This window comes from Pseudomonas sp. R84 (assembly GCF_009834515.1).
In the GTDB taxonomy this organism is placed as follows: Bacteria; Pseudomonadota; Gammaproteobacteria; order Pseudomonadales; family Pseudomonadaceae; genus Aquipseudomonas.
Genome location: NZ_CP019426.1, coordinates 4,040,337 through 4,057,579, shown reverse-complemented (window position 1 = coordinate 4,057,579; position 17,243 = coordinate 4,040,337). Strand labels below are relative to the sequence as shown.

At 59.9% G+C, this 17,243-nt stretch carries 21 protein-coding genes; 11 read left to right on the top strand and 10 right to left on the bottom strand.

Annotation, left to right across the window (positions count from 1 at the left end; genetic code table 11):
• Positions 1 to 299 precede the first annotated feature (299 nt).
• Positions 300 to 608 (top strand): RcnB family protein, encoded by a 309-nt coding sequence (locus tag PspR84_RS17840; protein WP_160058557.1) that lies wholly within the window; start codon positions 300 to 302, stop codon positions 606 to 608.
• A gap of 49 nt (positions 609 to 657) precedes the next feature.
• On the opposite strand, the gene PspR84_RS17835 is transcribed toward PspR84_RS17840, so the two are convergent.
• Both PspR84_RS17835 and PspR84_RS17830 read right to left on the bottom strand, forming a co-directional pair.
• Positions 658 to 969: a protealysin inhibitor emfourin gene (locus PspR84_RS17835; RefSeq protein WP_160058556.1), complete on the bottom strand. Its 312-nt coding sequence runs from the start codon at positions 967 to 969 to the stop codon at positions 658 to 660.
• Positions 966 to 2,027, bottom strand: coding sequence for a M4 family metallopeptidase (locus PspR84_RS17830; RefSeq protein ID WP_160058555.1), 1,062 nt, complete (start codon positions 2,025 to 2,027; stop codon positions 966 to 968). The genes PspR84_RS17835 and PspR84_RS17830 overlap by 4 nt, the downstream gene beginning before the upstream one ends.
• Positions 2,028 to 2,169: 142 nt before the next feature.
• Here PspR84_RS17830 and PspR84_RS17825 point away from each other — a divergent pair, with 142 nt between their 5' ends.
• The gene (locus PspR84_RS17825) at positions 2,170 to 2,508 is read left to right on the top strand and encodes an FKBP-type peptidyl-prolyl cis-trans isomerase (protein WP_160058554.1); all 339 of its coding nucleotides are present in this window, start codon (positions 2,170 to 2,172) and stop codon (positions 2,506 to 2,508) included.
• Between the two features lie 88 nt (positions 2,509 to 2,596).
• On the opposite strand, the gene PspR84_RS17820 is transcribed toward PspR84_RS17825, so the two are convergent.
• From PspR84_RS17820 to ftrA, 5 genes are all read right to left on the bottom strand, one after another.
• On the bottom strand, positions 2,597 to 2,908 hold the full coding sequence (locus PspR84_RS17820) for an XRE family transcriptional regulator (RefSeq protein WP_160058553.1): 312 nt from the start codon (positions 2,906 to 2,908) through the stop codon (positions 2,597 to 2,599).
• A 3-nt stretch (positions 2,909 to 2,911) separates the two neighbouring features.
• A complete protein-coding gene (locus tag PspR84_RS17815; protein WP_160058552.1) occupies positions 2,912 to 3,235 on the bottom strand; it encodes a type II toxin-antitoxin system RelE/ParE family toxin in 324 nt (107 codons plus the stop codon).
• Positions 3,236 to 3,513: 278 nt separating this feature from the next.
• On the bottom strand, positions 3,514 to 3,783 hold the full coding sequence (locus PspR84_RS17810) for a hypothetical protein (protein ID WP_160058551.1): 270 nt from the start codon (positions 3,781 to 3,783) through the stop codon (positions 3,514 to 3,516).
• Positions 3,784 to 3,785: 2 nt separating this feature from the next.
• Positions 3,786 to 4,166, bottom strand: coding sequence for a DUF6124 family protein (locus PspR84_RS17805; RefSeq protein WP_160058550.1), 381 nt, complete (start codon positions 4,164 to 4,166; stop codon positions 3,786 to 3,788).
• A 434-nt stretch (positions 4,167 to 4,600) separates the two neighbouring features.
• Positions 4,601 to 5,575, bottom strand: a complete 975-nt coding sequence (gene ftrA, locus PspR84_RS17800) for a transcriptional regulator FtrA (RefSeq protein ID WP_160058549.1) — start codon at positions 5,573 to 5,575, stop codon at positions 4,601 to 4,603.
• Positions 5,576 to 5,676: 101 nt separating this feature from the next.
• Here ftrA and PspR84_RS17795 point away from each other — a divergent pair, with 101 nt between their 5' ends.
• The 4 genes from PspR84_RS17795 to PspR84_RS17780 all read left to right on the top strand — a co-directional run bounded on the left by PspR84_RS17795 (position 5,677) and on the right by PspR84_RS17780 (position 9,341).
• Positions 5,677 to 6,105, top strand: coding sequence for a rhodanese-like domain-containing protein (locus PspR84_RS17795; protein WP_160058548.1), 429 nt, complete (start codon positions 5,677 to 5,679; stop codon positions 6,103 to 6,105).
• Positions 6,106 to 6,352: 247 nt separating this feature from the next.
• A complete protein-coding gene (locus PspR84_RS17790) occupies positions 6,353 to 7,132 on the top strand; it encodes an ABC transporter substrate-binding protein (protein WP_016775210.1) in 780 nt (259 codons plus the stop codon).
• A 198-nt stretch (positions 7,133 to 7,330) separates the two neighbouring features.
• A complete protein-coding gene (locus PspR84_RS17785) occupies positions 7,331 to 8,443 on the top strand; it encodes a M14 family metallopeptidase (protein WP_160058547.1) in 1,113 nt (370 codons plus the stop codon).
• 181 nt (positions 8,444 to 8,624) lie between these two features.
• Entirely contained in the window at positions 8,625 to 9,341 is a 717-nt protein-coding gene (locus PspR84_RS17780; protein WP_160058546.1) for a prolyl oligopeptidase family serine peptidase, read from the top strand.
• On the opposite strand, the gene PspR84_RS17775 is transcribed toward PspR84_RS17780, so the two are convergent.
• A complete protein-coding gene (locus PspR84_RS17775) occupies positions 9,331 to 9,888 on the bottom strand; it encodes a hypothetical protein (protein ID WP_160058545.1) in 558 nt (185 codons plus the stop codon). The two genes, PspR84_RS17780 and PspR84_RS17775, sit on opposite strands and share 11 nt — an antisense overlap.
• Before the next feature lie 84 nt (positions 9,889 to 9,972).
• Complete coding sequence (locus PspR84_RS17770) at positions 9,973 to 10,746, bottom strand: hypothetical protein (RefSeq protein WP_160058544.1); 774 nt, start codon at positions 10,744 to 10,746, stop codon at positions 9,973 to 9,975.
• 147 nt (positions 10,747 to 10,893) lie between these two features.
• Here PspR84_RS17770 and PspR84_RS17765 point away from each other — a divergent pair, with 147 nt between their 5' ends.
• The gene (locus PspR84_RS17765) at positions 10,894 to 11,430 is read left to right on the top strand and encodes a chalcone isomerase family protein (protein WP_123594251.1); all 537 of its coding nucleotides are present in this window, start codon (positions 10,894 to 10,896) and stop codon (positions 11,428 to 11,430) included.
• 72 nt (positions 11,431 to 11,502) lie between these two features.
• The gene (locus PspR84_RS17760; protein ID WP_160058543.1) at positions 11,503 to 12,822 is read left to right on the top strand and encodes an Nramp family divalent metal transporter; all 1,320 of its coding nucleotides are present in this window, start codon (positions 11,503 to 11,505) and stop codon (positions 12,820 to 12,822) included.
• A gap of 130 nt (positions 12,823 to 12,952) precedes the next feature.
• Here the strand turns inward: PspR84_RS17760 and PspR84_RS17755 are convergent, their stop codons facing one another.
• Entirely contained in the window at positions 12,953 to 14,056 is a 1,104-nt protein-coding gene (locus PspR84_RS17755; RefSeq protein WP_160058542.1) for a cytochrome P450, read from the bottom strand.
• 79 nt (positions 14,057 to 14,135) lie between these two features.
• Between PspR84_RS17755 and PspR84_RS17750 the strand changes: the two genes are divergently transcribed.
• The 3 genes from PspR84_RS17750 to PspR84_RS17740 all read left to right on the top strand — a co-directional run bounded on the left by PspR84_RS17750 (position 14,136) and on the right by PspR84_RS17740 (position 17,161).
• Complete coding sequence (locus PspR84_RS17750; protein ID WP_160058541.1) at positions 14,136 to 14,894, top strand: helix-turn-helix transcriptional regulator; 759 nt, start codon at positions 14,136 to 14,138, stop codon at positions 14,892 to 14,894.
• Positions 14,895 to 15,041: 147 nt separating this feature from the next.
• On the top strand, positions 15,042 to 16,262 hold the full coding sequence (locus PspR84_RS17745) for a putative DNA modification/repair radical SAM protein (RefSeq protein WP_160058540.1): 1,221 nt from the start codon (positions 15,042 to 15,044) through the stop codon (positions 16,260 to 16,262).
• The gene (locus tag PspR84_RS17740) at positions 16,259 to 17,161 is read left to right on the top strand and encodes a TIGR03915 family putative DNA repair protein (RefSeq protein WP_238785144.1); all 903 of its coding nucleotides are present in this window, start codon (positions 16,259 to 16,261) and stop codon (positions 17,159 to 17,161) included. The genes PspR84_RS17745 and PspR84_RS17740 overlap by 4 nt, the downstream gene beginning before the upstream one ends.
• Positions 17,162 to 17,243 lie beyond the last annotated feature (82 nt).

Here is a 17,243-nt window from a genome sequence, read left to right as displayed (position 1 = left end):
GATCAATCCAGAGTCGCCCTGACTAAACCTGTGGGAGCGAGCCTGCTCACGAAAGCGGTGGTCCAGGCAATGAAGATGTCGAATGTGCCGGCCCCTTCGCGAGCAAGCTCGCTCCCACAGGTTCTGCGGCGTGCTCTCTGATTTTGGCAACGCCCTGAAATCTTGTGTGAGCTAGCTTGCCAGCGATGGCGGCCTTACAGACATCTACAATCCCCAACCAGTCCAAACAAAAAAACAAGGAATGATTCCCGAACCCGGCAGTCCGAGTTCAGGTAGCACACATCTCAGGAGGTTCACCGATGAACAGCAAAACCCTAATCGCCAGCCTGGCCCTCGTCGCCGGCATCGCCGGGATCAGCCCACTTGTTCAAGCGGCGCAAACCTCAAATGAACAGGCCGTGCAGTCGCCGACCAGCGACCGCGAGTTGAAGGTCAACGACCGGGCGCCTGAAATGTATCAGCGCAATGAAAAGGCCCTGCAAAACTGGAAAGCCAAAGGCCTGAAAGCACCGATCGAGCAGGCCCAGTGGGTGCAGATCAACGACAAGTACGTGATGGTGATGATTACCAACGGGACAATTGTCGAGATGCAACCGGTGGAGCGTTAAATCCGGTCTTTCCACCAGCCATGGATGGCTGGCTGTTCACCGTTCGCCTTTATAACAACTCTCCCTTGTCCCAGAGCATTACCAGATTCTCAGGTGCCTGGTCTTCGGGCACTTTGAGCAGCATTTTCTTCGAGTGATAACTCACTTCGATTTGATAAAAGCGCTCATCCCCACGGCCGGATTCGCTGCTGTCCAGGGGCAGGCAACCCTCCAACACCGAGCAGATCCTTGAGCGTTGGCTGATGTCGCATTGCGCGAATTCGATTTCTCGCGGTCGGGTCAGGCTATGAATCGCCGCCACGCCACCCTGGCGGGATACGCGTACTACGGATTTGTCGTCCAGTTCAGGCAGCGTTTTCATACAACCTCCTCAGTTATTTCCACGCCAACCTGCGCCCATGCTTGTTGCACTGCACCGACTTCGTTGGCGCCAAAGCGCTGGCCTGCATGTTCGACCGTCAACTGGGCGAACCCGGCAAACGTTGCGTCCTGGCTCAAGCGGTTATCGCAAAGCGTGTCGTACCAGATTCGTCCGGCCTTTTCCCAAGCGAAGCCGCCAAACGCTCGGGCTGCCAGATAAAATGCGCGGTTGGGAATGCCGGAATTGATATGCACGCCGCCATTGTCTTCGCTGGTGATGACGAATTTGCGCATATGATCCGGTTGCGGATCCTTGCCCAGCAACGGGTCGTCATACGCCGTTCCGGGGTGCGACATCGAGCGCAGGCCCTTGCCCTGGATCTTCGGCATCAGCAGGTCGGCACCGATCAACCAGTCTGCCTGTTCGGCTGTCTGGCCGAGCGTGTATTGCTTGGTCAAGACGCCGAACACATCCGAGAGCGACTCGTTCAACGCGCCGGACTGGTTAGCATAAATCAGCCCGGCCTCGCTTTCGGTCACACCGTGGGCCAGTTCATGGCCGATGACGTCGAGCGAGCGCGTAAAGCGTTGGAAGATTTCGCCATCACCGTCGCCGAACACCATTTGGGCGCCATTCCAGAAAGCGTTTTCGTAACCCTGGCCGTAATGCACGCTGCCGATCAGGGCAAAGCCCTGATTGTCGATCGAGTCGCGACCGAACACTTTCCAGAAGAAATCATAGCTGGCGCCCAGCGCGTCGTAAGCCTCGTCGACCGCCGCATCGCCACTCGGCGGTTGACCCTCAAGCCGCACGATCTTGCCCGGCAGGAGCATTTTGTTCTGCGCATCATGCACGCTGCGTTCGGCCAGACCGGGCTTGCTCTTCTCGGGCAGGATCGCCCGTGCCGGCGGTTGCGCGGGAGCACCTGGATTGGGCAACAGGCTGCGTACATGGTTGAGCGTGAGCATCGCTGCCGTACGCTGCGGCGTTGAACCATGAGCGATGATGCGGTTGAGGATGTAGGGTGGAATAAAACTGCGCAGTAGTGAGTCGGTCATCAGAGCTTCCCTGGCTTAATACGATGTCGATAAACATGTGAGCGATGGCGCGTGTTTCGGTTCCATGGATTGCCATCGGCAGCGGATTCTGCGAAAAACGCCATCCGCGCCCGATCGGGCCAACCGTAAAGAGTCCACGAACATGACCAATGAACTACAGGTAATCGATCTTCAGATCGGCGAAGGCAAAGCCGCCGTCAAAGGCGCGCTGATCACCACCCAATACACGGGCTGGCTGGAAGACGGCAGCGAGTTCGATTCTTCCTACAGCCGTGGCAAACCTTTTCAGTGCGTGATTGGCACCGGGCGGGTGATCAAGGGTTGGGATCAGGGCTTGATGGGGATGCAGGTGGGGGGCAAACGTAAATTGCTGGTGCCGGCGCATCTGGGGTATGGCGAGCGGACGATGGGCAAGATCCCGCCGAATTCGAATCTGGTGTTTGAGATTGAGTTGTTGGAAGTGCTTACGCGGGAGGATTGAGTTGAGCAGGGTCTGCTTTGGCCGTGAGAGGGGCGATGCCCCCTCATCATTTTTTTGTACAAAATGTTGGCGACGAGTCAGCTTTGTATCAGGCCCATTGCAGCGGTTGACCCAAAGGGAAACAGATGTCTACCTGCAGCTTTGCTGCGGCTGACAAATTGACCAGCGCATCCAAAGAGAACTTGTCGATTTTTCCATTGAGCACATCGTTAAGCCGTGGCTGGGTAATTCCCAAGCGTTTGGCTGCTTCTTTTTGAGGAAGCTCCCAAGCTCGAATGGTCTCGCAAAGCGTGCGCATCAGTTTAGCCCGCAGACGCATATTGGCGGCATCCTGCGGCGTGTCTTCCAGTGCATCCCAGACACTTGAATAGCGCTGGGAAAGATTTTGATGATCCATCATGGTCTACCTTATTTCCTGGTATCTGGCGCGTGCCAGTTCGATATCTCGCGTTTCAGTTTTGCGCGTGGTCTTGTGCATGGCGTGCAGCACATAGATCGCTTCAGGTCGGCTGACCACGTAGAACACTCGAAACGCCCCTGAGTCCTCGGTGATTCTGATTTCGTTGACGCCCCGTCCGACCGTTTTCATTGGCCGCCAATCAAACGGTTCGTCGCCCTGCTGCAAGAGATCCAACTGAAACCCCGCTGCTCTGCGGGCATCGGGTGGGAATTCTTTCAGATCTTTAAGCGCACTCCCGACAAACCTCACATCCTTGTGTCTTGGCATCGACTTCTCCTTGTTGATAGGAAAAGCGTAATCGCCCGGTTGGAATCGTGATGCAGCGTTGTGTTGCAAGGAATGGCGGAAAGAACTTTAATAACAGGTTATATCAGAACGGATATAAATCAAGCGAGGATTGCAGTTATAGATATCCGTCGGCAGAAAGAACGCCATCGAGAGCAGGCTCGCTCCCACATTGGATCGGCGGTGTACTCAAATACCATGAGCCACCGCAGATCTAGTGTGGGAGCGAGCCTGCTCGCGAAGAACGATCACGCGGTCAATCAGGCCGCGTGCGACATCTCGGCCAGTGTGTCGGCCACGGTTCTTTGCAGTGAGGGGAACCGGCGGGTTACGCGGCGCAATGCGGGTAGCACGGCGTCGATTTCCAGTTCATCGAGTTGGGGAAGGGCGGTGACGGCGGAGGCGACGATGGATTCGCGTTCGCTTTCGAACAGCACCAGGCAGGCGTTCTGTGCCCAGCGTCCGTCCCGCTCATTGAAGCCCATGGCCACCAGTGCCGCGACGACTTGTGCATCGGTTTTGTTGGACATGTTTATTGCCTCAGGGCGAGTTCGATTTTGTCGAGGGCGCGGTTGACCGCGAGTTCGCCGAGCATGACCACTTGCTGGATGCCAAGCACGGTGTTGCGGTAGGGCGAGTCGAGCAGGGCGGCGAAGTCGCTGAGCATGATGCTGGCCGAGGCCATGGATTCGCAGGCGTGGGCCATGAGGTCTTCGGCGCCGGTGTTCGGGTCGACGAGGAACATGGTGCTGGGTCTGCGCGGTGGTGATGGCGGTGTGGGTTTCAGGTAATGATCGAGGGCGCGTTCGGCGGCTTCGTGGAGTTTTCTGGAGCCCGGTGTGGAATAGGGGGACGTTGGATTTGGATCGACTTCCGCTTCTGTTTCGGGCGGATTCGGCGTTATTTTGAACATATGCTAGGAAACCTCAATGAGGCTGACACCGTTTGCGACTAAACATTGGGTGGCAGCTATACGCAGGTTAGTCGACCGGCCTCCTAGCTAAACCGGCGCGCTCGAAAGCGCCCTGCGCATAGCCGCCATTGAGTGCAGGCATGGAAATGCCAGACTGAATAACAGCTTGCTAGCTAGAGATGACACCGAGCGACTAAACCCGATCACTGAACATTCCGTGACGCGAACCAAGTTACCGGCAGCCCCCAAGCCGCACAAGCCGGCGGATTCTGGCGTAGTTGTAGGCAAAGGCGCAAGGCGCTGTAGCCTTGTGGCTGATGTCTAAATGATGCTGCGTTTGACTGGGCGACTTCGCGAGCAGGCTCGCTCCCACCTTTGAAATGCGTACCCCCTGTGGGAGCGAGCTTGCTCGCGAAGGCGCCTTCAAAATCACCTCAGGATTCAACCCTCACACCCCGCCCAAACCGCTCCCGATACACCGACGGCGGCACCCCCACCACCCCACGAAACGCCACACGAAAACTCTCCACCGACCGATAACCACAACGCTCGGCAATCTGCTCGGTATTGTCCGGCGTACTCTCCAGCAACTCCCGCGCCCGCGCCAACCGTTCATGCTGCAACCACGCCTTGGGCGACTGCCCGCTAGCCTCGGTAAACCGCCGCAGAAACGTACGCTCACTCATCGCCGCTTCACTGGCCAGATCGCGCACCTCCAGCGGTTCATGCAAACGCTCGCGCGCCCATTGCATCACCCGCGACAGATCATTGCGCGGGGTAGGGCTGACTGGTGTCGGAATGAACTGCGCCTGACCGCCAGTACGTTGCGGCGACATCACCAGACGCCGCGCCACCGAGTTGGCGACTTGCGTGCCGAAGTCCCGTGCCACCAGATGCAGGCAGGCATCGATCCCGGCCGCGCTGCCGGCCGAAGTGATCAACTGACCGGAATCGACGTAAAGCACATCGGCATCGACAGCAATCGCCGGGAAGCGCTGCGCCAGTTCCGCCGTGTACCGCCAATGGGTGGTGGCGCCGTGGCCGTCGAGCAGGCCGGTGGCCGCCAGCACAAATACACCGGAACAGATCGACAGTAATCGCGCACCTCGGGCATGGGCCTGGCACAGCGCGTCGATCAATGCTGGAGGCACCGGCGCACTGCGATCGCGCCAGCCGGGAATGATGATGGTGCGCGCTTCGGCCAACAATTCCAGACCGCCATCGGCCAGCACCTGAATCCCGCCCAAGGCGCGCATCGGGCCTTGATCGACCGCCGCAATGGCGTGGGTGTACCACGGGAAATCGAACTCCGGCCGGGTCAGGCCGAAGACCTCCACGGCGATGCCGAACTCGAATGTGCAGAGGCCGTCGTAGGCCAGAATTGCGACCAGACCTGGTGATGTCGGCATTTGGCGGAAAATTCCCGGTGAGTGTCTTGTGCGCCACTGTAGCCGCAAGCGACCGCTCGATAAAGTCTGTTCACACCCGTTCAGATAAAGGAGCAACACCCATGGTCAGTCTGGTTCGCGACATCCCTGCCGCTACGTCGGCGATTGCCCTGATGCACTTCAGCAATCGTCTGACCTTCGAGACCGATTGTTCTGACGTGTTCAGCAGCCAGGAGGCCGGCGAGATCGATTTTGTCTTGGTCGATGTCCGTGGGCCGCTGGCCTTTGAGCGCGGGCATGTATCGGGCGCGATCAATATCCCGAACCGTTTGCTGACGGCGGCGGAACTGGCGAGTTACCCGAAAACCACGCTGTTCGTGGTCTATTGCGCCGGCCCGCACTGCAACGGCGCGAACAAGGCAGCGGTGAAACTGGCGGCGCTGGGGTATCCGGTCAAGGAGATGATCGGCGGCGTTACCGGATGGCTGGATGAAGGCTTTCAACTGAGCGTTGAGCAAGTCGGCAAAACCGCCATCGGCTGCGAATGCTGACGTCCGTTTAAGAGAATTCCTGAGCAAAAAAAGCGCTTGTCCTACAGCCTTTGCACCACGACGGCGCACCCGTTGACCCCGGTCAATCGGTGCGCCGATCTTTCGTAAGTATTTGTCGCTTAAACACAATTTACCCTGTGCGCGCCGCCATAGACTGCCGGCCACTTCGGTTTTTGTAGCCAATTGGCCATGACCGAACGCTGAATCGAAAGCTGCCAATAAAAGCCTCCGCACACAGGAGTTATAAATGAAGAAGCTAGTGATGTTCGGTGCCCTGGCACTGTCGATGTTGTCCCTGACCGCTGTGGCCGAAGACGCCAAGCCGATCCGCATCGGTATCGAAGCCGGTTACCCGCCATTCTCGATGAAAACCCCTGACGGCAAACTCACCGGTTTCGACGTCGATATCGGCGATGCGCTGTGCGCGCAGATGAAAGTCAAATGCACTTGGGTCGAGCAGGAATTCGATGGCCTGATCCCGGCGCTGAAAGTGAAGAAGATCGACGCGATTCTGTCGTCGATGACCATCACCGATGACCGTAAGAAAAACGTCGATTTCACCATCAAGTACTACCACACCCCGGCGCGCTTCGTGATGAAGGAAGGCTCGGGCGTGAAAGACCCGCTGACCGAACTCAAAGGCAAGAAAGTCGGTGTGCTGCGTGCCAGTACCCACGACCGTTACGCCACTGAAGTGTTGGTGCCAGCCGGGATCGACCTGGTGCGTTACGGCTCACAGCAGGAAGCCAACCTCGACATGGTTTCCGGGCGTATCGACGCGATGCTGGCCGACTCGGTCAACCTCAGCGACGGTTTCCTGAAAACCGACGCCGGCAAAGGCTTCGAATTCGTTGGCCCGACCTACGAAGACGCCAAGTACTTCGGCGGTGGCGCCGGCATTGCGGTGCGCAAGGGCGATACCGCGCTGGCCGAGCAATTCAACAAAGCCATCACCGAAATCCGCGCCAATGGCGAGTACAAGAAAGTCCAGGACAAATACTTCGACTTTGATGTGTACGGCCATTAATACGCCGTAGAAAAAAGTGGCCCCGTTTGCGCGGTGGCCACTTTTTTTGCGCTCTAATTGTGGTGAGACCCTTGTAGGCCTTCGCCTGCTCGCGATAGCGGTGTGTCATTCAATGAATGTGTTGGCTGACCCACCGCTATCGCGAGCAGGCTCACTCCTACAGGGGATCTTTGTGATCCAGATATTGAGGAGTTACCCATGCAACGCATCGACCATGTTCTGCCCTGGAGCCATTTGGGCAGCGAACGCTCGCTCAGCGTGTTTCGCTATGGCGCGGGCACCCGCAAGGTGTACATCCAGGCCAGCCTGCACGCCGATGAACTGCCGGGCATGCGCACCGCGTGGGAGCTCAAGCAGCGCTTCAATGAACTCGAGCAGCAAGGCCGTTTGCAAGGCGTGATCGAATTGGTGCCGGTGGCCAACCCGATCGGCCTCGATCAACACCTGCAAGGCGCGCACATGGGCCGCTTCGAACTGGGCAGCGGCAAGAACTTCAACCGTGCCTTCGTCGAACTCAGCGCACCGGTCGGGGCGTTGATCGGTGAACGTCTGGGCGCGGACGCCGAGGCCAACGTTGCGCTGATCCGCCAAACCATGGGCCAGGTGTTCGATGAGCTGCCGGCCCCGGCCTCGCAACTGGAAGCGTTGCATCGTTTGTTGCTGCGCCATGCCTGCGATGCCGACATCACCCTCGATTTGCATTGTGATTTCGACGCGGCGATTCACTTGTACGCGCTGCCGCAGCACTGGCCTCAGTGGCAATCGCTGGCGGCACGTTTGAAGGCTGGCGTGGCGCTGCTGTGTGAAGATTCCGGCGGCAGTTCGTTCGATGAGTCCTGCTCGACGCCGTGGCTGCGTCTGGCGCGGGCGTTCCCGAATGCCGCGATTCCAGCAGCGAACCTGGCGACCACGCTGGAACTGGGCAGCATGGGCGACACCCGGGTCGATCAGGCGCAGGCCAATTGTGAAGCGATTCTCGGTTTTCTCGCGGAGCAGGGGTTCATCAGCGGCGAGTGGCCGGCGGCGCCGAGCGAGTGCTGTGAAGGTCTGCCGTTCGAGGGCACTGAATACCTGTTTGCGCCGCACCATGGCGTGGTGAGTTTCCTGCGCAATGCTGGTGAGTGGGTGGAGCAGGGCGATGCGCTGTTTGAAGTGGTGGATCCGTTGCAGGATCGCGTGACCACCGTGCGTGCAGGCACCAGTGGCGTGTTGTTTGCGCTGGATCGCGGGCGCTACACCGAGCCGGGGATCTGGCAAGCGAAAGTGGCGGGGCGGGTGGCGTTTCGGACGGGCAAATTGACCAACGACTGACCGGATCTCCGTTGGGGCTAATGGCCTCATCGCGAGCAGGCTCACTCCTACAGGGGAACGCATTCCAAATGTAGGAGTGAGCCTGCTCGCGATGGCGGCATCAGCAACACCACCGAATTTGGATCCTCGGCCGAGGATGTTAGGCTCCCCCCGAACCCGACACTCCGTGAAGGAAGGCTCTATGTTGAAGGTCTTTGCTCTCTTGACCCTGCTGGCGTCCAGCGCTGTGCAGGCGCAAACCACGCTGCAATCCGATCTGCCGCTCAAGTACATCGAGCAGGTGCACGCTGACGCCGAGGCGCGTCCGCTGGTGATTTTCCTGCACGGTTACGGCAGTAACGAGGCCGACCTGATTGGTATGAAATTCCAGCTCCCGAAGCAATACAACTACCTGTCGGTGCAGGCGCCGCTGTCGTTGGGTGAAGGGCGCTACCAATGGTTTCGCAAGAAAGGCGAAGGCGCCTACAACGGCGAGACCGATGATCTGAAGGTCAGTGGCCAGAAACTTCGCGACTTTATCGCGCAAGCGGCGAAGAAATATCACACCACCCCGAGCAAGGTGTTCCTGATCGGCTTCAGTCAGGGCGCGATGATGACCTACGAGGTCGGGCTGCGGCCGCCAGTGGCGGTCGGCGGGATCGCCGCGTTGAGCGGGCGTTTGTTGCCGGTGTTGAAGAGTGAACTCAAGGCCGAACAGCAGCCGTTGCCACTGAGCATCTTCATCGGCCACGGCACGGCCGATGATCCGGTGCCGTATAAAAACGGCACTGAGGCAAATGCGCAACTACAGAAACTGGGCTACAAACCGCAGTTCCATGCCTATCCCGGCGTCGGCCACAGTATCAGTGCGGCCGAGCTGCGCGACTTGAACGGCTGGTTGCAGCAGCTCAATCCTTGAGGATGGTTTTCACCAAGGCATCGTGACCCCTCTTGTCGCTGGCGCGGGAGATCACCTGCACCAGCGCCATCTTCGTGCCGGAGCCGGCCATTAGCGTGGTGTTGAGGGTCTGGCCACCGCCCTGGGTCGCAGTGCTGTCGACCTGACGAAGGCCAAGGCCGGTGCCTTTCTGGGTCAGGCTTTTTTCGCTGAGTTTGTTGAAATCCGGCAAGGCCTTGCGCTGATCTTCGATGAAGCTCGACACGCTGCCGTCGAGGAACTGGCCGTCGTTGTCCTTGACGTGCTGGCCTTCGGGGATCTTGTTTTCAGCGGTAATGACCACGGTTTTTGTGGCCTCGTTGGTGTACATCGTGCCCGTGGTCCCGCTCGGGCTGGTCGGCAGCGGGTCGGCGACGAAACCTTTTGGCAGCACAAAGGTGAACTTGCCCTCGAGCATCGAGACTTTCTCGGTGCCGGCATTTTTCTTGGCCGCTTGCGCGTGGAGGGCGCCGAAACCGGCGAGGGCAGCCACCAGCAGGACGACGGCTTTTTTGCTCAACAATGACATGTGAATCTCCGGTGGATGGTCGCGCGAGGCGGGCGATCATCCCACGGAGGGGGGCGGGCGTTCCAGCGCGAATCATCCGAGCGGTTACTGCGCCTGCGCTTTCGCCAACGGACGGGCCAACAGGCGTTTGGTCACGCCGAGCATGGCCACCGACACTGCCACACCGATGGCGAATCCACCCAGCCCCATGCTTGGCAAGGTCAGCGCCGAGACCAGACAAAATGCCGAGAACGAATACATGCCGGTCGCCGTCGCTCGTAACAATGCGGCGGTAAATGCCGGGCCGCGCGTTTGTTGCGAGAACACCGCCATCACACTGCCGAGTACCGGGAACACCGCGAGCAAACCGCTCCAGCGCTCGCCGACGGTGCTGGCAAGCATCGTCACCACCAGCGTCAATGCGGCACCAGCGATCATCCGCCAGATCAGCTTGTCCGACTTCGGCGCCGGGCCGTTCAACACCGGTTGCACCGTGGGAAACAGGTATGGCGATGCCAGCAGCGCAATTGCCGCCGCCGCCACGGAAAACGGCAGTGACGCCGGGATCAGCGACAACACCCACGCAATGATGGCCCACACCGACAGCGATGCCGCCAACGCCAACGGCCAGTTCGCCCGTTGCGCGACCTGCGCGTAGGTGATGCAGAACGCAATCATCGCGAACATCGCCGATAACGCCGCCACCGCCGACTGCGCTGCAAACGCTGAGCCCTGTTCGATGGCGAGGAAAAACAGAATCGGCCCGACCACCACCGGCAATCCCGACAGCCACCCGGCCACGCTCGGCCCCCAGCGTTTGCCCGCCAGGGAAATCAGCAGCAGAAAACCGGGAATCAGCAGCAGTTTGAGGATCAGCACGCAGGAGTCTCCATCCGTTGAAGGTTCGCCACGTTAGCATTGTCGATCGGCGATTGCTGCCTATGTGCGCAGTTTTTGTATACAAAGTTCCAGCGACGATACCCGGCTATGCTTTGACTATCAGGGCTTGCCGGAGTCGATGCCGCGATGAACAGAACACCGAAGGTGTTGCGGGGATGCTGCGGCATCGGCTTGTGGGCGCTATTGCTGACGCCAACCTGGGCCAATTGGCAGGACGCCGTGCCCGGCGCGCAGATCATTGGCACCGGCGATTACAGCGTGTTCGGTTTCGATGTCTACAACGCGCGCCTGTGGAGTGCTGCGCGGCCCTTGGTCGACGGTCAGCCGTTTGCGCTGGAGTTGATCTACCGCCGCAGCATTTCCCGCGACGACCTGGTCAAGGCCAGCGTCGACGAAATCAAACGCCTGGCCGATGGCCGCGTCAGCCCGGCGCAATTGGCCGGTTGGCAGATCCAGATGCAGCAATCGTTCGTCGATGTGCAGGCCGGCACGCGGATTACCGGCGTGTATCTGCCTGGGCAGGGCGCGCGGTTTTTTGTCGGTCAGCAGTTGCAGCATGAGATTGATGACCCGCTGTTTGCCCGCGCGTTTTTCGATATCTGGCTGGATCCGCGCACGCGCAGTCCGGAGTTGCGCGAACAGTTGTTGGGGGTGAGTCGATAGATTCTTTTGCGCTTCAAGGCTGTGGCGGAAACCTCTAAGCTGCGTCTTTCCGACTTGTTTCTGGATGTGTGCGTGAAATTCAGTTTGCCCAAAATCGCCACCGCGCCGTTTTGCCCGCCGGAAGTGGCTGGTAGTGTTGCGGTTGACCCTAATGCCGCGTTCTTCAAACGCGTGCTGCGTTTTGCCGGTCCCGGGTTGCTGGTGTCGATCGGCTACATGGATCCGGGCAACTGGGCCACCGCGATCGAGGCCGGTTCACGCTTTGGCTACAGCCTGTTGTTTGTGGTGTTGCTGGCGAGTCTGGCGGGCATGGTCGTGCAATGTCTGTGTTCGCGGCTGGGCATCGCCACCGGGCGCGATCTGGCGCAACTGTCCCGCGAGCGCTACAGCACGCCGACTGCACGGCTGCAGTGGGTGCTGGCGGAAATCTCGATCATCGCCACCGATCTGGCCGAAGTGCTCGGCTGCGCATTGGCGTTCCACTTGCTGCTTGGCTGTTCGCTGACCTTCGGCATTGCCCTGACGGCGTTCGATACCTTGCTGGTGCTGGCGCTGCAAAATCGCGGTTTCCGCAGGCTTGAGGCGATCATGCTGGTGTTGGTCGCAACCATCGGCGTGTGTTTCTTCGTTGAACTGCTGCTGATCAAACCCTACTGGCCTGACGTCGCCCAAGGTTTCAAACCGTCGCTGGCGGCGATTGGTGAAGCGGCGCCGTTGTACCTGGCGATCGGTATTCTCGGCGCGACGGTGATGCCGCATAACCTGTATCTGCATACCTCGATCGTGCAGACGCGGATGATCGGCAAGGACCTCGCAAGCAAGCAGGACGCGGTGAAACTGGCGCGCATCGACACCATCGGTTCGCTGGCGCTGGCGTTGCTGGTCAATGCGGCGATCCTGATCCTCGCGGCGGCAGCGTTTCACCAGTCCGGGCACACCGACGTGGTGGACATTCAGGACGCCTACCACTTGCTCGACCCACTGGTGGGCGGTGCGCTGGCCAGCGTGTTGTTCGGCGTCGCGTTGCTCGCATCGGGGCAGAGTTCGACCTTCACCGGCACCATCGCCGGCCAGGTGATCATGGAGGGGTACCTGAACCTGCGGATCCCCTGCTGGCAGCGGCGCTTGATCACTCGCGGGCTGGCGTTGATTCCAGCGTTTATCGGCGTGTGGCTGATGGGCGATAACGCGATTGGCAAGTTGCTGGTGCTGAGTCAGGTGGTGTTGAGTCTGCAGTTGCCGTTTGCCCTGTACCCATTGATCCGCATGACCAATGATAAAAAGCTGATGGGGCCGTTTGTGAACCGCTGGCCAACCCAGGTATTGGCGTGGGGGTTGTTTGTGGTGATCAGCGGCGCTAACAGCTGGCTGATTTTGCAGTGGGCGGTTTGAGCCAGCATTTGTAGTGACTGGGCTGGCCTCTTCGCGAGCAGGCTCGCTCCCACATTAGTTATCGGGTGACCACAATAGTGTGCACACCCGATAACCCTGTGGGAGCGAGCCTGCTCGCGAAGACGGAGTATCAGGCGCCGACGTCGCTGAATATTGGAATGCGCCCATTGAGCGAGGGCTTGTAGTGCCAGTTCAGGCGATTCAGATCGGTGCCGTTTTTGAGTACTTCCCTCACCGTCGTCCCGGCAATACTCATCGCCAACGCTTGCCCCGGACAATGGTGCCGACCACTGCCAAAACTGAAACTGCGGCGATTGGCGCGCTGCGGCAGAAACTGCTCCGGCTGTTCGTTGAGCGCTGGATCACGATTGGCCGAGGCCAGCAGCACCAGAATCGCGTCGCCTGCTTCGACCCGCACACCGGCGATCTCACAGGACGCGGCGACAAAGCGTCGGGTGTTCTGCACCGGCGGGTCGAAGCGCTGGACTTCGTTGAGCAGTGCTTCGATGGATTCGCCGCGTAACGCCGGCTGACGACGTAACGCCAACAGCGTGTTGCCGATCAGTCCGGCGCAGGCTTCGAACGTCTGCGAACAGAGGCCGATCAGGTTGGCGATCAGGGTTTCTTCATGCCCGGTAAAGCGCTGCTGGAACGCGCTGAACAAATCGCTGGCGGGTTCGGCGAGCAGTTCGTTGAAGTAGCCGCGCAGGTGTTCGGCCGCCGCATCTGCTGCGGCCAGTTGCAGGTCATTGCTCAACGGCGACAGGCAGGCGACGAAGTCCGCCGTCAGTTCACTGACCACCCGCGCCTGCGCCGGCGTGAATCCCAAAAGCGCCGCGACCACGCACACCGGGCCACGAAACATTGCCTTGTACACTCCGTCGGCGTCCGCTGTGATCAGCCGCGCGGCGACCAAAGCATTGATTGGTTCAAGGTCCAGCGCTGCCAGCTCAGGCTCGATGGCCGAACGCGGACAGCGCTGGCGTTCACCGTCATTCATGCGCATCAGTTGGCCAAAGACTTTGCCGGCCATGCCTTTTGCAATCGCTTTGGGTACGGGTTCTTGCGCCGGACGCACGCGGCAATCGGCGTGGGCCAACACCGCACACACCGCACGGGCGCTGCTGGCGACCCACAGTTTCAGATCCGGATAAAACGTCAGTCCACCTGCTGCGCGCAGTTCCGCGTAGTAGGGATAAGGGTCGGCATGCGTTGCGGCGCTGATCGGGTTCATGGTTTGCATCCTTGTCGGCGGGGAAAGTGTTGCTACTATCTCCACTGCGCAACGACGATGATTCGTCCGGGAGCGAACTATGCACGCAGAACATCAAGACATCGGCGTTTCCCAAGTGGCCGCCGCCATAGCCGAACCGGCGCGAACGAAAATCCTCTGTTCACTGATGGACGGCCACGCCCGCACCAGCACGGAGCTGGCGACGATCGCCGAAGTCAGCGCCTCGACCGCCAGTGTGCACCTGGCGAAACTCAAGGATCTGGCTTTGGTGCGCCTGCATGTGCAGGGCCGTCATCGTTATTACAGCCTCGCCGATCAGCGCGTGGCGCAGGCGCTGGAAGCGTTGATGGTGATTGGCCAGAACGCCGCGCCGAGGTTCAAGGCGCATACGCCGGATCGCCTGCAATTCGCCCGCACTTGCTACGACCACATGGCCGGGACCCTGGCGGTGTTGTTGCATGACCGTTTGATCGAGGGCGGTTGGTTGGTGGCGACCGACGAGCAGGCGTATCGCTTGAGTGAAAGTGGCGAGACGTTGTTTATTGGATTGGGCATCGAAGTGCAGGATTTGACGACCCTGCGCCGCAAGTTTGCCTGCCCGTGCCTGGACTGGAGCATGCGCCGGCCGCATCTCGGTGGTTCGCTGGGGGCGGCGCTGTTGCAGACCGCGTTGAAGCGCAAGTGGGTGACACAGGATCTGGACAGTCGGGCGTTGGCGTTGACGGCGCTGGGGCGCAAGGAGATCGGTTCGCGGTTTGGCGTTGAGTGGCCGGTAGACGGGCAGATCAAAAGATCGCAGCCTGCGGCAGCTCCTACGGGAATCGTGTACACCCGATAAACCTCGACCCTACCCAATCCATGTAGGAACTGCCGAAGGCTGCGATCTTTTGATTTTCAGCTTCTGACCGACGAGGGGCGCATTTGCCACCTTGTATCACCGCAGTCGACCCTATACTGTATATGCAAACAGTATAGAGCCCGCGCCATGCAAATCATCGACAAGCTGAGCATCCTCGCCGACGCCGCCAAGTACGACGCCTCCTGCGCGAGCAGCGGCGCGCCCAAGCGCAGCTCCGAGGGCAAGAGCGGGTTGGGATCGACCGATGGCATGGGCATCTGCCACAGCTACACGCCGGACGGCCGTTGCGTGTCGTTGTTGAAGATTCTGCTGACCAACTTCTGTCTTTACGACTGCCAGTACTGCGTCAACCGCCGCTCCAGCGATGTACCCCGCGCACGCTTCACTCCTGAGGAAGTCGTCGCGCTGACCATGGATTTCTACCGGCGCAACTGCGTCAGCGGGCTGTTTCTCAGCTCTGGCATTATTCGCTCGGCGGACTACACCATGGAGCAACTGGTGCGGGTGGCGAAGCTGCTGCGCGAAGAACATGAGTTTCGCGGCTACATCCATCTCAAGACCATTCCCGAAGCCGATCCGGCATTGATCGAAGAGGCGGGGCGCTACGCTGATCGCCTGAGCGTCAACATCGAGCTGCCGACCGATGCCAGCCTGCAAGTGTTGGCGCCGGAGAAGGACATCACTTCGATCAAACAGGCGATGAACACCATCTACACCGGCGTGCAGACCGTGTTGAACGAACCGCGCTCGGCGAAGTTCGCCCCGGCCGGGCAGAGCACACAGTTGATTGTCGGCGCCGACGACACCGACGACAGCACCATCCTCCACAGCGCCCAGGCCTTGTACGGCAATTTCCGTTTGCGCCGGGTCTACTATTCGGCCTTCAGCCCGATCCCCGACAGCCCGAAAAGCGTGCCGCTGGCCGCGCCGCCGCTGATGCGTGAGCACCGTTTGTATCAGGCCGATTTTCTCTTGCGCAGTTATGGCTACAGCGCCGATGAGTTGCTCAAGGGCCCGGGCAATCTGGCGCTGGACATCGACCCGAAACTGGCCTGGGCGCTGCAGAATCGTGAAGTGTTCCCGCTGGATCTGAACCGTGCCGAAGCTTCCCTGATTGCGCGTATTCCCGGTATCGGCCTGCGCACCACCGAGCGTCTGGTCGAGCTGCGCCGCCAGCGGCGCATCCGTTACGAAGACGTTGCGCGCATGCGCTGTGTGCTGGCCAAGGCCAAGCCGTTCATCATCACCAGCGACTATCACCCGCAGCAGGCCGAGGTCACCAGCCATTTGCTCTATCAGCAACTGCGCGACCGGCCAACGCCGCAGCAGATGGGGCTGTGGGGATGATCAATCTCGATTGCGATGATCTGTTCGACACTTGGCGCCAGCAGGCGCGCTGGCTGCTGAGCCACGAAGTCGATCCGAGTCTGGTGAGTTGGGCTACGCAAGGCGTGGCTGATCTGTTTGCCAGTGATGAGCCGGTGCCTGAAGGGCAGGGGCCGTTTCAGGCACGTATTCCGCGAGCGCTGCTCGACACGCTGGAACAGGCCTCGCGCTATCGCGGCGATCAACGCTGGAGCCTGTTGTATGAAGTGTTGTGGCGCGTCAGCCATGGCGACCGCACGGCGATGATGGCCGGGGACAAACTCGGCAGCGAGTTGCAGCGACGGATCAAACAAGTCAATCGCGAAGCCCATCATCTGCATGCATTTGTGCGCTTCATCGAACGCCCGTTATCCAGCGCGGGTCCGCAATATGTGGCGTGGCATGAGCCGGCCCACGACATTCTGCACAGCGCCAGCGAGCACTTCATCGGGCGAATGGGCCTCCATCGCTGGTTGATCGCCACCCCGCGTGACGGGGTCTATTACGATGGCGAGCAACTGATCCATCAACGGCAATGCCCGGTGGAATGGCAGGAGTTGGCGCAGAATGTCGATGATCCTCATGGTGATCTGTGGCTGACTTATTACAGCCACATCTTTAATCCAGCGCGGTTGAACGAGAAGGTCATGCAGGGGCATTTGCCGGCGCGGTTCTGGAAGAATCTGCCGGAGGGGGAGTTGATTCCCGGGTTGATTACGCAGGCGCGGATGGGCAAGCAGCAGAATGGGCAGGCGAGTGGGATTGCTGATCGACTTGGTAAACGGATTGCCTTGAAGAGCGAAAAGCCTACCCTCACCCCAGCCCTCTCCCGGAGGGAGAGGGGGCCGACCGAGGTGTTCTCGCGTACTACATCGACCTGAACGATCAAGTCGAACTCAGGTTTTGAAAAGCACAAAAATCGGCTCCCTTTCCCCCTCGCCCCCTGGGGGAGAGGGCTGGGGT